Annotated in this window: 15 protein-coding genes and 1 pseudogene; 8 read left to right on the top strand and 8 right to left on the bottom strand. The window is 66.9% G+C overall.

What is annotated here, in order from left to right; translation table 11 throughout:
- Positions 1-3: 3 nt before the first annotated feature.
- The 6 genes from N8I71_RS01950 to N8I71_RS01975 all read right to left on the bottom strand — a co-directional run bounded on the left by N8I71_RS01950 (position 4) and on the right by N8I71_RS01975 (position 7,076).
- Positions 4-1,215, bottom strand: a complete 1,212-nt coding sequence (locus tag N8I71_RS01950) for a metal ABC transporter permease (protein WP_262876232.1) — start codon at positions 1,213-1,215, stop codon at positions 4-6.
- Positions 1,212-2,018: a metal ABC transporter ATP-binding protein gene (locus N8I71_RS01955; RefSeq protein WP_262876355.1), complete on the bottom strand. Its 807-nt coding sequence runs from the start codon at positions 2,016-2,018 to the stop codon at positions 1,212-1,214. The genes N8I71_RS01950 and N8I71_RS01955 overlap by 4 nt, the downstream gene beginning before the upstream one ends.
- A 35-nt stretch (positions 2,019-2,053) precedes the next feature.
- Positions 2,054-2,947, bottom strand: a complete 894-nt coding sequence (locus tag N8I71_RS01960) for a metal ABC transporter solute-binding protein, Zn/Mn family (protein WP_262876233.1) — start codon at positions 2,945-2,947, stop codon at positions 2,054-2,056.
- Between the two features lie 562 nt (positions 2,948-3,509).
- Entirely contained in the window at positions 3,510-5,480 is a 1,971-nt protein-coding gene (locus tag N8I71_RS01965; RefSeq protein WP_262876234.1) for a methyl-accepting chemotaxis protein, read from the bottom strand.
- 37 nt (positions 5,481-5,517) lie between these two features.
- A complete protein-coding gene (locus N8I71_RS01970) occupies positions 5,518-6,045 on the bottom strand; it encodes a chemotaxis protein CheD (protein ID WP_262876235.1) in 528 nt (175 codons plus the stop codon).
- Complete coding sequence (locus N8I71_RS01975) at positions 6,042-7,076, bottom strand: CheB methylesterase domain-containing protein (RefSeq protein WP_262876236.1); 1,035 nt, start codon at positions 7,074-7,076, stop codon at positions 6,042-6,044. The genes N8I71_RS01970 and N8I71_RS01975 overlap by 4 nt, the downstream gene beginning before the upstream one ends.
- A gap of 260 nt (positions 7,077-7,336) precedes the next feature.
- Between N8I71_RS01975 and N8I71_RS01980 the strand changes: the two genes are divergently transcribed.
- The 8 genes and pseudogenes from N8I71_RS01980 to N8I71_RS02015 form a co-directional block, all read left to right on the top strand.
- Positions 7,337-7,621, top strand: coding sequence for an STAS domain-containing protein (locus tag N8I71_RS01980; protein ID WP_262876237.1), 285 nt, complete (start codon positions 7,337-7,339; stop codon positions 7,619-7,621).
- Positions 7,618-7,986: a response regulator gene (locus tag N8I71_RS01985; RefSeq protein ID WP_262876238.1), complete on the top strand. Its 369-nt coding sequence runs from the start codon at positions 7,618-7,620 to the stop codon at positions 7,984-7,986. The genes N8I71_RS01980 and N8I71_RS01985 overlap by 4 nt, the downstream gene beginning before the upstream one ends.
- A 2-nt stretch (positions 7,987-7,988) precedes the next feature.
- Entirely contained in the window at positions 7,989-10,280 is a 2,292-nt protein-coding gene (locus N8I71_RS01990; protein WP_262876239.1) for a chemotaxis protein CheA, read from the top strand.
- 3 nt (positions 10,281-10,283) lie between these two features.
- On the top strand, positions 10,284-10,754 hold the full coding sequence (locus N8I71_RS01995; RefSeq protein ID WP_262876240.1) for a chemotaxis protein CheW: 471 nt from the start codon (positions 10,284-10,286) through the stop codon (positions 10,752-10,754).
- A gap of 20 nt (positions 10,755-10,774) precedes the next feature.
- Positions 10,775-11,659, top strand: a complete 885-nt coding sequence (locus tag N8I71_RS02000) for a CheR family methyltransferase (protein ID WP_262876241.1) — start codon at positions 10,775-10,777, stop codon at positions 11,657-11,659.
- Positions 11,660-11,708: 49 nt separating this feature from the next.
- On the top strand, positions 11,709-12,098 hold the full coding sequence (locus tag N8I71_RS02005; RefSeq protein ID WP_262876242.1) for a response regulator: 390 nt from the start codon (positions 11,709-11,711) through the stop codon (positions 12,096-12,098).
- A complete protein-coding gene (locus tag N8I71_RS02010; protein ID WP_262876243.1) occupies positions 12,095-12,439 on the top strand; it encodes a hypothetical protein in 345 nt (114 codons plus the stop codon). The genes N8I71_RS02005 and N8I71_RS02010 overlap by 4 nt, the downstream gene beginning before the upstream one ends.
- 223 nt (positions 12,440-12,662) lie before the next feature.
- Positions 12,663-12,785 (top strand): annotated as a pseudogene (locus tag N8I71_RS02015) (chemotaxis protein MotB); the annotation flags it as partial.
- A 201-nt stretch (positions 12,786-12,986) separates the two neighbouring features.
- Here the strand turns inward: N8I71_RS02015 and N8I71_RS02020 are convergent.
- Both N8I71_RS02020 and N8I71_RS02025 read right to left on the bottom strand, forming a co-directional pair.
- Positions 12,987-13,334, bottom strand: coding sequence for a hypothetical protein (locus N8I71_RS02020; protein WP_262876362.1), 348 nt, complete (start codon positions 13,332-13,334; stop codon positions 12,987-12,989).
- Positions 13,331-13,657 (bottom strand): rod-binding protein, encoded by a 327-nt coding sequence (locus N8I71_RS02025; RefSeq protein WP_262876244.1) that lies wholly within the window; start codon positions 13,655-13,657, stop codon positions 13,331-13,333. The genes N8I71_RS02020 and N8I71_RS02025 overlap by 4 nt, the downstream gene beginning before the upstream one ends.
- Between the last annotated feature and the right edge of the window lie 861 nt (positions 13,658-14,518).

The raw sequence follows: 14,518 nt of genomic DNA on the forward strand, positions 1-14,518 counted from the left end.
CCCCTACCCCCTCACCGGAGCCGGCGGTCCGAGGCGCCGGTCGAATTCGCGGATCTCGTCGGGCGCGAACACGTCCTCGATCGGCGTGAGGCCGTCGTAGCGCCCGGTCAGGCCGGCATCCTGGTGCATCCGCCGGGCGACCTCCCAGCGGCGTTCATCGCGCGAGACCTTTGCGGCCGCGGCCTTTCCATTGTCCGTCGGCATCCCGTCGGGTCGGATCAGGCTCTCGCGCTGCAGGAGCTTCAGGGTATAGCGCTCGCGAATCGGCTCGGACCTGGCGATGGCCAGAAGGCCCTGCCGGCGATGCACGCGACGCTGGAACTGGTTCTGTCGGCGCACTGCCGCGGCCAGACCACGTGCAGGGGCAAGGATCAAAGACACCGTGAAGGAGGCCGCGGCGACCAGTACGATGATCGGCCCCGTCGGAAGCGCCGGCGCCGAGGCCGAGATAGCCGCTCCGAGATAACCCGACGCTCCGCCGATCAAAGCGGCGATCCAGACCATGAGGTGCACCCGCTCGGTCCAGAACCGCGCGGCGACCGGCGGGATGACAAGAAGCGCGACGATCAGGACCAACCCCACGACCTTCAGCCCGATGACCGTCACGGCAAGAACCGCCCCCATCATGGCGAAGTCGATCCACGAGACGCGATAGCCGAGGGCCGCGGCATAGCCGGGATCGAAGGCCACCAGGGTCATCGGGCGCCGCAGAAGCCAGATCGCCAGCACCGCGAGCGTTCCGCCCGCCGCGATGACCAGCGCCTCGGCCCGCAGCATCCCCGCAGTGGAGCCGAGCAGGAAGCTCTCGAGCCCGGCCTGCCGTCCGGCACCGAAGGTCTGGATCACCGTGAGAAGAACGATGCCGAGGCCGAAGAACACCCCCAGGACCGCGCCGATGGCCGCATCCTCCGCCAGGCGCGTGCGAGACACGATCCACTGGATCAGGACCAGCCCCACCGCCGCCGTCAGCGCCGAGCCGAGCAAAAGGCCCGGAAGGCTGCGCCCGTCGCCGCCCAACGCCACCATGGCGATGAAGGCGAGGCCCACCCCCGGAAGCGTCGCATGGGCCAGCGCATCCGACACGAGGGCGCGCTTGCGCAGGTAGAGGAAGGTTCCGACCGCCCCCGCCGCAAAACCCAGCAGCGTCGCCCCAAGCGCCACCAGCGCGGCGTTGTAGCCGGCCTGCAGGAGAACGGCGTCGAGAAAGGCGCTCACGTCAGGGGTCCGGCCAACACCAGTTCGTCGACATGAGTGGCCGCCAGCCGCCCGCCATAGGCCGCGGCGAGAGTCTCGGCGTTGAAGGCCTCGGCGACGGTTCCTTCGGCGATGCGGCGCACGTTGATGAGAAACACGCGATCGAAGTAGTCGGCGACGGTGGCAAGGTCGTGGTGAACCGCGACCACCGCCTTGCCCTCGGCTTTCAGAAGCTTCAGCACATCGACGATCGCCCGTTCCGTCGCCGCATCGACGCCGGCGAAGGGCTCGTCGAGCAGGTACAGGTCGGCCTCCTGCGCAAGCGCGCGGGCGAGAAAAACGCGCTGTTGCTGCCCGCCTGACAGCTGGCCGATCTGCCGCGTGGCGAAATCCGCCATCCCCACACGCTCGAGGCACTTCCGCGCCCTCGTGTCCAGGCGACCCGTGAAGCGCCCGAACAGGCCCGCCTCGCGATATAGCCCCATGCGGACAACGTCGAGGACGGTGGTCGGAAAATCCCAGTCGACGCTGGCCCTTTGCGGGACATAGGCGATCCGGTGGCGCGCGGCCTCCAGCGGCTGGCCGAAGACCCGGACCTCGCCCGCAACCCTCGGCACGATTCCGAGGCAGGCCTTCAGAAGCGTCGACTTCCCCGCGCCGTTGGGGCCGACGATCGCGGTCATGGCCTTGTCGGCGAAGGTCGCGTCGACCGAGAATACCGCGGGTTTCTCGCCGTAGGACACCGTCAGTCCGCGGACCGCCAGCGGCGCACGGGCAAGCTCGGCGGCATTGTCTTCCTGAACGGTTCCACCGCCCGGTGCGATCCGGGCGGCGAGTACGTTCGATGTGTCTCCGTTGGTCAATTCAGAAGTCCCTGCATGCCTCGGTCCGGCACTTCGCCACCCAGTGCCGCCGCGATGATCGTGGCGTTGTGGTCGATCATGCCGACATAGGTGCCCTCGTAGGTCCCCTCCTCGCCCATCGCGTCTGAAAAGAGCTCGCCTCCGATGACGACCTCATGGCCGCGCGCCGCGGCCCCCTCGATCAGGGCGCGGATGTTCCGGTCGGACACCGAGCTTTCGACGAAGACGGCGCGGATATCGCGGGCCACGATCAGGTCCACCAGTTCCGCGATCCGCTGGAGGCCGGCCTCGCTTTCGGTCGAGATACCCTGGATGCCGGCCACCTCGAACCCGTAGGTCGTCCCGAAGTAGTTGAACGCATCATGGGCCGAGAGCAGGACGCGGCCTTCGGCGGGCACCGTGGAAAGGACGTCGGCGGTGTACCGCGCGAGGTCGGCAAGTTCCTGGAGATGCGCTTCGGCATTGGTGCGGAACATGTCTTCGGCCTCGGGGTGAATGCCGATCATCGCGTCGCGAACCTCGAGCACGACGCGCGACCACAGATTGGGGTTCATCCAGACGTGGGGATCGAACCGCCCTTCGTAGTCGTCATGGGAAATCAAGAGGTTCTGCGGGAGCGCCTCGGCAACGGCGACGACGGGACGGCTTTCGCCGAGCTCTAGCAGGAGTTCTTCCATCTGTGCCTCAAGGTAGAGGCCGTGCCAGAGTACGAGGTCGGCATTGGCCAGCGCGACGATGTCGCTCCGCGTCTGACGGTAGGCATGCGGATCGACGCCCGGCCCCATGAGCGCCCGCACCTCGACGAGATCGCCGCCCACCTCGCGGGCTGCGTCCGCGATCATCCCCGTTGTCGCGACGACATCCAGCCGCTCCTGAGCGGGTGCGGCCATGGTCGCCGCCGAAAGCACGAATGCCGCGATGGCGGCAATTTTCCGAAATTCTGGCATCACTCGATGTAACTCCCTGTCGTCCTGCCAGCCGTCGAAAACCCAGCACGCACGAACACCGCCTGCCTTTGCCGCGACCTTCGCCCGCGCGATGGCCGCGACGGGCGAACCCGAAACAAGGACGGTGCGATGCACAGGAGATAATGCGAGGCATTCGCAAAGTCAATGTAATTGAGAAGCATTCGCAAAATGGGCGCTGCAGGACCTGCCATGCCGCGAGCCGCGCCAGTTGACCGAAGCGGAGATCGACACCCCGATCGTCACAAACATGCGTGAGACTGCCGGGGCATTCTTCAGGGGTGACAAGCGGATCCGGGCCCGCCTGGCGGGATTCGGCCAATACAGGGTACGGGACCATGATCGGCGACCGGTGGCCGGTCCGTCAGGGCGCGGGCATCCTCCAGGACCTGAACGGATAGCCCGGCACGGGACGTTCGACCCACGCCGGGGCCATCAATTTTTTTGCCGGACGCCGACATTGCCGACGCCCGGCTCGCGCACCTCGTCAGAATTCGTGCCAGGAACCGCTCGCCGGTGCGGCCTGCTTCTGTGCACGTGGCGCTTTTGCGGCCGCGTCCGCGGCGGCCTTCCAATCGGCGACACGCGGGCTGACGTCGACAACCGCCGCCGTGGGCGCATCCGCCTGTGCCTTCGCCTTGTCGGCAAGCTGGAGACCTGCGGCGTCCAGGCGAAACTCCGCCAGCGCGGCAAGCAGTTCGTCCGACTGCGACAGGAGATCCGAGGCCGAGGCGGTCGTTTCTTCTGCAACGGCACGGTTCTGCTGTGTCGCGTGGTCGAGCTGGTTGATGCCGGTGTTGATCTCCTTCAGCCCGTTGGCCTGTTCGGACGCGGCCGACGCGATTTCCGCCACCAGGCTCGCGGCGCGCTGCGCCCTTTCCAGGATATCCGAAAGACTCGCCCCCGCCCGGTTCACCAGGCTCGAACCGGTCTCGACCTGGTGCGCGCTCTCGGAGATCAGGCCCTTTATTTCCCGCGCGGAATCGGAGGCACGCTGGGCAAGCAACCGAACCTCCGAGGCGACCACGGCAAAGCCACGGCCCGCCTCTCCGGCCCGCGCCGCCTCCACGCCCGCGTTCAGCGCGAGGAGGTTCGTCTGGAACGCGATGTCGTCGATCACGCCGATGATGCGAGTGATCTGTTCGGAGCTTTTCTCGATACCCTGCATCGCTTCGACGGCCTGTCCGACGACCGAAGCGCCCGTTTCCGCCCCGCTTCGATTCTGATCGCTGGCCTCCTCCGCACCGGCGGCACGTTCCGCGGTCGAGCGCACGCTGACCGTGAGTTCGTTCAGGGCCGCCGCCGATTCCTCGAGGGTCGCAGCCTGCGTCTCGGTCCGGGTCGATAGATCCCGGCTAGCCTGGGTGATGGCTTGAGAGCCCTTGCGCACACCCTGCGCGATCGTCGTCACGCGCCCGAGCACACCGCCGATCCGCTCGATGACTGCATTGTAGCTTTCGCGCAGCGCTTCGTAGGTTTCGGGGAAGGGGTTGTCGGCCGGGCTTTCGATCCGCCGGCTGAGATCGCCGTTTGCCAGACGTGACAGCGCGTCCTTCAGCTCATCCACGACCCGCACCTGCTCAAGCCGCTGACGCTCGCGCTCGGCCTCGCGGGATTTCGCCTCGGCAGCGATGCGGGCGCCTTCGGCGAGGTCCGCACGCAGATCGGAAACGGCACGGGCGACCCGCCCCACCTCGTCCTCGCTCCGGACCTTCGGCATCTCGACGTTGAAATCCTTTCTCGCCATCGCGGAAACCACGCGTGTCGTCTGTGCCAGGGGGCGCAACAGGAAAAAGAGCGCCACGACCGTCGTGGCGATGCCGACCAGAAGCGACAGGACAAGCCAGAAGGCGAGGCCCCGCACGATTCCGGAGAGAGTTTCAGACATGGAGGCCTGGGGAACGGCGGCCGCGACGGCACCCGTGACACGCCCCGTGGAGGACACGATCGGCTCGTAGTGGGTCAGGTAGGGAATGCCGAGTATCTCCGTGTAACCCTCGTAGATATCATCTGCCAGGAGCGCCGCATGCGCAGGACCCTGCATGTCGAGAACGGTCTCGGTGGCCAGCGACCCGTCTCGCTCGGTGACATTGGTGAAAAGCCGTTGGAAGCCGCCGACTGCCGGGTCGAACCGGAACAGGGTGATCCTAGCATAGGCAAGCTCCGTCACCCGATCCAGCATCTCCTGCGGCACCTCGATTGCGTCGCCGTCCCAAATCATCGACGTGAAATGGTCCGAACGGGTCGGACCGATCGAAATGCCGTCCACTCCCTCGACCGCGTAATCCTCGAAGACCCCAAGCGCCGTGTGGCCCTGCAATTCGGCGGTCCGCCGGACGTTTTCATAGGACACGTCCAGAATGACGACCACCATCATGCCGGCCATCAACGACATCGAAAGCCCGGTCAGAATGGCCAGTTTCGGCACCAGGCTCATGCGCCGGAAGACTCTCATCATGTTCACTCCTTGGGAACGGGCAGGCGCCCGGGACATGTCAGAAAAGCTCGATCGAACCTGGGCGGCCGGTCGGTTGCTCCCCGACGATCTCGGCGTTGTTCACGGCGTCGTGCCGATCGATCAGGAGCTGCTGCGCCCGCCCACTGGCCGGCCAGAAGCGCACCCGCCGTGCCTGGCTGCCACCAAGGCTTTGGGAAAGGCACACGATCCGCTCATTGCGCAGGAAACTCAGCGCGGCCTCCGCGTTTCGCCCTCCGATATCGGGCAGGTTGGGCATGATGCGCGCGCCGCCGAAAAGCTTGGCCTGCAGCCGCTCCCGGGCGGCACCGCGCTTGAGAAGTGCGTTGACCAACTGCTCCATCGCCGCGGAGGCATAGCGCATGTCCGTCCCGTCTCCGGCATCGGGCAGCAGGAAATGGTTCATTCCGCCGACGCGGCGGACCGGATCATGCAGGCAGGCCGACACACAGGAACCGAGGACGGTCTGCATTGTGGCATCGGCTTCGTCCGAGACCGCCTGCTCGCCCTGGATCACATGCATGTCGTGAAAGGCGAGGGCGTTCATCGGGCGAACTCCTTGGAATCGTTCACGGGCGCGTGTCTTGCGGACCCGGCCCCCAGCAACGCCCCCGCGATCCGCCCGAGCGGGAGCACCCGGGACGCGGCCCCGGCCTCGACCGCGACGCGCGGCATCCCGTAGACGACGCAGCTCGCCTCGTCCTGAGCGATCGTCGCGCCGCCGGCGGCACGGATCTTTCCCATACCGTCCGCACCGTCGGCCCCCATGCCCGTGAGGAGCGCGGCCGACACGACGCGGCCGAGCGGCGCGACCGATTCAAAAAGCGCATCGACCGATGGCCGGTGACCGTGGCGTGGCGCCCCTTCGAGCAGGCGTATTCGCGGCGCGTCCTTGCCCTGAAGAACGAGGTGCCGGTCGCTATCCGCCGCAACGAGCACCTCGCCGCGCCGAAGCGCCTGGCCATCCTGCGCGGCGGCGATTCGAGGGGCGCAACGAGCATCGAGGCGCGCGATCATGCCCTCGATGAAGCCGGCGCGAATATGCTGCACGACAAGCGTTGGCGGGCAATCGCGAGGAAAATCCGTCAGCACGGTCTCGATCGCACTGACGCCACCGGTCGAGGCGCCGATGACGATCAGCGCGGGGGGCGGTCCGCCCGGATGACCATCGTCTGAAATGGCCATGGGCGACCTCGCGGCCCCCGGGGCAGAGCCACTGGTCGACAGGAAAGCGTCGAGGATCAACTCCACATCGCTTTCCGGTCCGAACTCCACGAAACCGACCGCCTTCCCGAGCGCCCGTGGCGTGCGGTTCCGCGCCGGATCGCCGAACAGGACGAACGCCGCGGACAGCGCGTCCGCCAGGCGCAGGAACATGTGCAGGCCGATGTCGCCCGAAAGCTCCGCCGCCATCGCGATCGCATTCGGCTCCTGCGATTCGGCGAGGTCGAACGCCTCGGAGATCGACGCGGCCTCGATGACCGTGACGCCGCGAACCCCCGAGAGGATACGGCGCCGGCGCGCGCCATCCGGGTCGGCAAGCAGAAGGCGAAGATCACGTGCACTCGGTTTCGGCATGATTCCGTCCCATGTCAGGCTGAGCGGCGCGGGCCGCCGGCCATCTGCCTGACACATCCCCGTAAAGAAAACCTTTCGCCGGAAGCGCCCTGAGACGCCCTTCGCGGACCCCGCCCGGGGGCAACGGTTCGTTAAGCGCCGTGTGGCTATGTGGCCGTCGAAACGCCGTGCGGCGGATTCGCCAGGCCCCGCGAAATGGCGCGGCGACGGCGCGACCGCGCAGGCCGGAACTGGCAGGTGCACGTATTGGAGAGGCCGATTTGGACGACGTTCTGAAGCTCCCCGAAAAACTGGACGTCGCGGCCGCGCGATCGGTCCGTGACACCCTTTTGTCCCGGCGCGGAACGCCCGTCGTCATAGATGCAGCCTCAGTCGGGCGGGCGAGCGCACTGGCCGTCGAGGTCCTTCTTTCCGGCGCCCGGCAATGGCGCGAGGACGGGCAGCCTTTCCGCGTCGAAGACATGTCGGACGCGTTCCTGGACACATGCCACGGGCTGGGCATCGCGCCGCTGGCCCTGTGCGCCGGCCCGGGAGGCGCGAGATGAGCGTTCGAATCCTCGCAGTCGACGACTCGCCCACCATGCGCGGCCTGATCGGCGCCGCCCTCACGCCCAACGGCTTCGAGGTCCATTTCGCCGAGGACGGGATCGACGGGCTGGAACGGCTGGCCGAGGCCGACCCCGATCTCGTGATCACCGACATCAACATGCCGAGGCTCGACGGGTTCGGCGTGATCGAAGGGGTGCGCAAGGATCCTGCCTTCGGCAGCCTTCCAGTTCTCGTCTTAACCACCGAAAGCGGCGAGGACCTCAAGGCGCGGGCGAGGGCCGCAGGGGCGACCGGCTGGATCGTGAAACCGTTCGACGATCAGCGGCTCGTCGCCGTGATCAACCGGGTTCTGGGAGTGTAGCGATGTCGGGGCTGGACGAACTGCGCATCTCCTTCTTCCAGGAATGCGAGGACCTGCTGGACAGCCTTGGCGACGGGCTGCGCGAGATCTCCGACGGTGACCTCGGTCACGACATGGAAACCGTGCATTCCGTCTTCCGTGCGGTGCATTCCATCAAGGGCGGCGCGGGCGCCTTCGGCCTCGATGGCCTCGTGACCTTCGCACATCTTTTCGAAACCGTTCTGGACCAGATGCGCTGCGGTTCGATGGAACCGACCGACGGGGTGATGCGCACTCTTCTGCGGGCCGGCGACATGCTTTCGGATCTTGTCGGCTGCGCGCGCGACGGGCGCGAGGCCGACGGTGACCGCGTCACGCAGATGCTCGCCGAACTCGACGCCCTTGCCGACGGCGCCGATGAGGACGACGACACTCCGTTCGAATTCGTGCCCACGATCCTTTCGGTCGCTCCCATGGACGACCCCGTTTCGAACGCGGGACCCGAAGCATCCGACGGACCCGGCCCCGACGCGGGCATCGTGGTCTACCGGATCGACTTCAAGCCACGCGGCGCGCTTTACGGCACAGGAAACGAGCCTCTGGCGCTGCTGAAGGCCCTGGCACAGTTGGGTGACCTCGAAATCCAGGCGGACATCGCCGGGATCGTCCCACTGACCGGCTTTGACGAAGCCGAGCCACACCTTGCCTGGGGGCTCCGCCTCGCGACCGATGCGACGATGGAAGAGATCCTGTCGGTCTTCGAATTCGTGGCGGATCTCGCGGAAATAGACGTCGATCGGATGCCTCGCTCCGACACTGCCCACCTGGGTCCGGACTTGGACGACGGTATCTCGGCTTTGAAGGCGCCGGCCCAAGGCGTGTCCCATATCAAGACACCCGAAGGGCCGCTTCCGCCGGGTCCTGCTGCGCCGACTGCCCCGGCCGAAATGGCAGCGATCCTTGTCGATGCGCAGGGCGGCGCCGAAACGTCGCGCGCCGGCCCCGCGGTCCTTGCGCTGGCGGAGGAGTCAACCTTGGGCAACGATCCCGGAGGTCAGGCGCCGCAAAACTCCAGAAAGGCAAAACCGGCCACGGAGACCACGTTGGCCGCGGCACCCGCCACGATACGGGTCAACCTCGACCGCGTTGACCGGCTCATAAACCTGATCGGTGAACTCGTCATCATGGAGGCGATGCTGTCACAAGCGGTGGAAACCGCGGGTCTGGCTTCGAACAGCGACGTGTCGAACGGCCTCGACGGGATCAAGCAACTGGCCTCCGGCATCCAGGAAAGCGTGATGGCCATCCGCGCCCAACCGCTCAAGCCCGTGTTCCAGCGGATGCACCGCATCATCCGCGAAGCGGCCGACGCCACGGGAAAGCAGGTGCGCCTCGTCACGACCGGGGACGCGACGGAGGTCGACAAGACGGTCATCGAACGGCTGGTCGATCCCCTGACCCACATGATCCGGAACTCGGTCGACCACGGACTAGAGGACACGGCAACGCGGATCGCGGCGGGCAAACCGGAAACCGGAACGATCACGCTATCGGCGGCGCATCGCTCGGGGCGTGTCATCATCGAGGTTTCGGATGACGGCGGCGGGATCAACCGGGAAAAGGTGCGCGAGATCGCCGAGGCAAGGGGACTGATCCCGCCCGGGGCAAGCCTCAGTCTTTCGGAGATCGACAACCTCCTGTTCACGCCCGGTTTCTCATCGAAGGAACAGGTATCGGCCCTGTCTGGACGCGGCATCGGACTCGACGTGGTCCGACGCGAGATCCAGGCCCTCGGCGGACGGGTCACCATTCAATCGGCTGCCGGCGAAGGGACGACCTTCACAATCGCCCTGCCTCTTACACTCGCCGTCCTCGAGGGGATGCTTGTCGAATTCGGCGGCGAGATGATGGTCCTTCCCCTGTCCGCGATCCTGGAGACCCTGCGCCCGTCAAGCGCCACGATCCATTCCATCGGGCGAACGGGCCGCGTCGTGGCCAACAGGGGCGAACTCATCCCGATTATCGATCTCGCCGAGGCATTCGGCATCGCCCGTCCCGGGGACGACACCGAACGCGATGTCCTACTGCTGGTGGAATGCGAAGCCGGGCGCCGTGCCGCGCTGGCCGTCGACATCATCCACGACCAGAGACAGGTCGTCATCAAGAGCCTGGAGGAAAACTACGGCGCCATACCCGGCATTTCCGCGGCGACCATTCTCGGCGACGGGCGCATCGCCCTCATCGTCGACCCCGAGGAGATCATCGTATCTGCCGCGCCAGAACTCCCGACCCCTCCCCTTGCAGCGAACGAGTAGAGCATGCTTCAGAACAGCGCCCATGACACGCCGGGACGGCGCGACGTCGTCTCCTTCCGAGTGGCCGAGCAGGATTTCTGCATCGACATCGGCGTTGTTCGCGAGATACGCGGCTGGACGCCGACCACGGTCCTTCCGCATTCCCAGGACTACGTGAAGGGCGTCGTGAACCTGCGCGGCTCGGTCGTGGCGGTCGTCGATCTTTCGGCCAGGCTTGGCTTCGGGCCCACGGAACCCTCGGCTCGGCATATCATCATCATCGTCATGATCGGCGACCAGACCATCGGACTGCTGGCCGACGTGGTGTCGGACATCCTCACCATCGATGACACCGCGATGCGACAGGTTCCCGACATCGCGTCGGAGGTTGCTCGTGACTTCATCAGCAAAGTCGTGACCTTCGATGACGGGCGGATGCTCCGGAAGATCGACCTCGCTCGCGTTCTGCCCGAACTCGGGGTCGAGCTGGCATGATCCCCGTCCGCGACCCTGCCATGGCACTGCCGACACCGCCGCGCATGGACACCGGGGTGACGATGTCCGACGCCGACTTCTCGGCTTTCTCCCGGCTGATACATGCCGAAACCGGCATCGTGATGAACGAAGGCAAGCGCAGCATGCTCGTGTCCCGGCTGTCACGGCGCCTTCGTGCCATGGGCCTCGACGATTTCGGCGCCTATCGCCGGTTGCTCGAGACGGGGGCCGGTGAAGCGGAACGGCGCGAACTGATCTCGGCGATTACGACCAACGTCACCAGCTTCTTCCGAGAACCCGTGCATTTCGAGGTGTTGGCCAGCATGGCCCCCGAAATGGCCGCGCGCGCCCGGCACGGGGAACGGATCCGCATCTGGTCGGCCGGATGTTCCTCAGGAGAAGAGCCATACAGCATCGCCATGACGCTCGCGGAGGCGTGGCCGGACGCGTCGAAGGCCGATTTCAGGCTTCTTGCGACCGACATTGATCCAGAGATGGTCGCGCGCGCCCGGCGGGGAACCTACGATGCGCAGCAACTGGGCCCCAATGCCCCGCCGGCACTGCGCCGTCACGCCCATCACCGCACCGGCGAGCCGACCTTCGCGATCGACCCCGCGCTCAGGGCTACGATGCGGTTCGAGGAACTGAACCTGCTGGGTCCATGGCCCTTTCAGGGCATGTTCGACATCATCTTCTGCCGCAACGTGGTGATCTACTTCGATGCCGAGACACGGTTGCGCCTCTGGCGGCGATTTGCAGAGCGGCTGCGCCCGGGCGGTACCCTCTTCATCGGCCATTCCGAGCGTGTCGACGCCGATCTCGAGGACTTCCTCCAGCCGGCAGGCGTAACCCAGTATCGCCGAACCGCGCGTCCCGTGACGGCGGCTCACGCGCCCTCCGATTAACCCGCCGGCCCATCCCGGCCATGATCCGAACGAAACTGGAGACACCGTCATGTCCCTCAAGAACAGCCTGCAGATCATGGTGGTCGACGACATGTCGGTCAGCCGCGGACTGATAGAGAACGCCCTCGAGGAGATCGGCTTGCGCCACGTCGACTACAAGACAGACGGGACGGCGGCATTGCGCAGCCTCGTGGCCAGCCCCGTTCACCTCGTCATCTCGGACTACAACATGCCCGGCATGGATGGCCTGTCGCTCCTTGAAGCCCTGCGGCGCAACCGTTCGACCCACCGGATCGGCTTCATCCTGATCACCGGGCGGGCCGACCGGGAGATCCTGACGCGGGGCCAGCAGCTGGGGATGAACAATTTCCTGACGAAGCCCTTCTCGACACAAGGGCTGAAGACCTGCATCGAACAGGTCGTGGGGACGTTGCATTGATCGTCGACGACCAGGGCGGCGAGCCGGACGGTGCCCCGGTGCCATGGCATCCCCCGGGCGCACTCGACGTTCTGGACGCGTGCGTGCGAGAGGCCGATCGCCAGGCCGAGATGCTGTCGCGGATCGACAAGGCGCTCGGATGCGCCCTCGCCTCGGGAGACCTCCGGCCCGGACTGCCCCTGCTGCAATCCATCGACCTGCTGCGGCAGGAGTCCCAGGCACTCGCCCGTGTACTGCGCATCGTGGCCGAGGATCCTTCGCCCGACCGGCGTCTCGACGTCGCGCAGCTTTCCGGTTGCATCCCCGTGGCGCGCCAGCGCGCGCGCATGCTCGCTCCGTGATGGGAGCGACAGTGGAAAGGATGGCGGGGGCCGACCGGACGTTCCTTGTCCGGCCGAGGCATGCCCTGCCTGTGGGGACGGCACTCTTCATGCAGGCCGGCCGAGTCCGCTGCACGTTCGCGCCGCGGTCCCGCCGGTCGCGACGCCGCTTGCCGGGCAAGCGGCCGCCCCATTCCCGCAATACCGCCGCGTCGAGCGACCAGAAGCCTGGAGGTGAGGCGCAATGGCGGACGGAATGAATGCCCGCCCCCTGATCGTGAAGCGAAAGAAGGTCGTCGCGGGTGGCGGCCATCACGGCGGCGCGTGGAAAGTGGCCATGTCGTCCCTTTCCTTTGCTTTCTCGGCGCGTCTTCAGCGCCCGAAGATGGGCCAGCGGCCCTTGCGAAATGTCGTTCTGACGTCTGCGGTCCCTCGATCCGGACCACGCCACCCGCATGGTGCCGGGAGACCTTGGCGGAAAAAGCTGAACAAGGTCCTAAGCTGCGGAAGACACATCGCCGTCGGCGCCAAAATAATCGCTCGAATCCGGGGTTTTCCGGCCCCCGTTTCAGCGCCGGGAAAGGGTGCGCCCGGCCCCGGAGGGCGGAGGCGCCACCCGGCCGTCGGCGCCGTAGGTCGTCAGGGCGGGTGCCGCGGCACGGTCCCGGATCATCCGCGCACGGCGCAGTCCGTCCTGCGCCGCCGCGAGCAGTTCCGCATTGCGTGCGGCCGTCCGCCTGAGCCGCGATAGCTCGGGCGTCGGCCGGTCGATATCGGGCCCCAGACGCTCTATCGCCTTCTGGAGCTGAGGCACGAGCGCGGCGAGCGTGTCGAGCCGGCCGGCACGCAGCGCGTCGTTCTGCACCTGGAGGAGACGCGAGATCTCGGCAGTGACACGGCGGGAGGCGGCGCTCATTCTGCCGTGTCCGCTTGGGCGGTCAGGCCCTCACGCGTCAGCAGTGCGTGAAAGAAGCTCTCGGCAAGGCCGATGCCGCCGCGCTCTGCCAGCAGGCGTGCGTGTTCGACCCTGAGGGTGGAGGCGAACTGCTCCTCTCCAGCGCCGCCGCCGAAGGTGCCCGCGCGGCTTGCGCCCAGGCCGGCATGTTTGAGCATCTCGGCGAGAAACGCGGCCTCGAGATCCCGCGCGACCGCGCGCAATGCCTCATGGTCGGGAACCTGCGCCCCGGATTCCGGAATGACCGGGGAATATACGCGAACCGCGTCATGAGCGACCTGCATGGCTTGCCTCGAATTGCAGCGATTTTTCGGAAGCATGAAGGCCGGGCGTAAAGATTCGGTAAGGGACCGCGGGTATCAGGGAGGCGACTTCCTTGACGTCGGACAGCCAGAATGGATGCCCAATTTCCCGTGCCCGCCATGCCGGGCCCTTCCGCCGGACCCCGCGCCGTCATGCCCCAGGAGGCTGGCGGACGCGCCATGCCGGAGGGTGGCGCGTTTCACCTGGCATTCGCCGGAGCCGGCGGCGCCGGCAAGGCACCGCGCATCCTCGATCCGCACCGCGCCCCGGCCGCCGCGCCGGACCGCGCCGCCGAAGCGGGCGACCCGTCCGCCGGGGCGCGGGACGCGGAAACCGTGGCGGTGTTCGACATGGACGATGCCGCCTTCATCGGGACAGCGCCGGAAGGTTCCGATCCGGGGGAGGAGGAAGCGGTCATGTCCGGCATCGCCGACCTATCGCCCGGCACGGAAGATCCACATGCCGACGACCCGGAGGCGGCATTCGCGGCGGAGACATCTCCCAGCGAAATTCCGGCCGGCCTTGCCATTACGGAACCGGATGCCCCGCCGGCCGCGTCGCTTCGGCCACCGGCCGAGGGGGCGCCGTCGCAGGCAAGAGACCAACGCGAGATCGCGCGTACACCGGTTCCGGACATTCCCGAGCGGCCGACCTTCCCGACCGACCGGGGGGCCGCTCCGACCGGACAGGAGTCCGTTCCCGCCGCCGCCCTGGAGGGGCAAGGCGCCAGGACCGCGAAGGGACAGGGACAGGATGATTCCAAAACCGGGCGACATTCGCCGGGCTTAGGTGGCATCGCAGGCCGGGAGATGCCGGAGGCTTCGGGGTCTCAGGACACCCAA

The organism is Roseicyclus sediminis, assembly GCF_025515305.1.
GTDB lineage: Bacteria > Pseudomonadota > Alphaproteobacteria > Rhodobacterales > Rhodobacteraceae > Roseibacterium > Roseibacterium sediminis.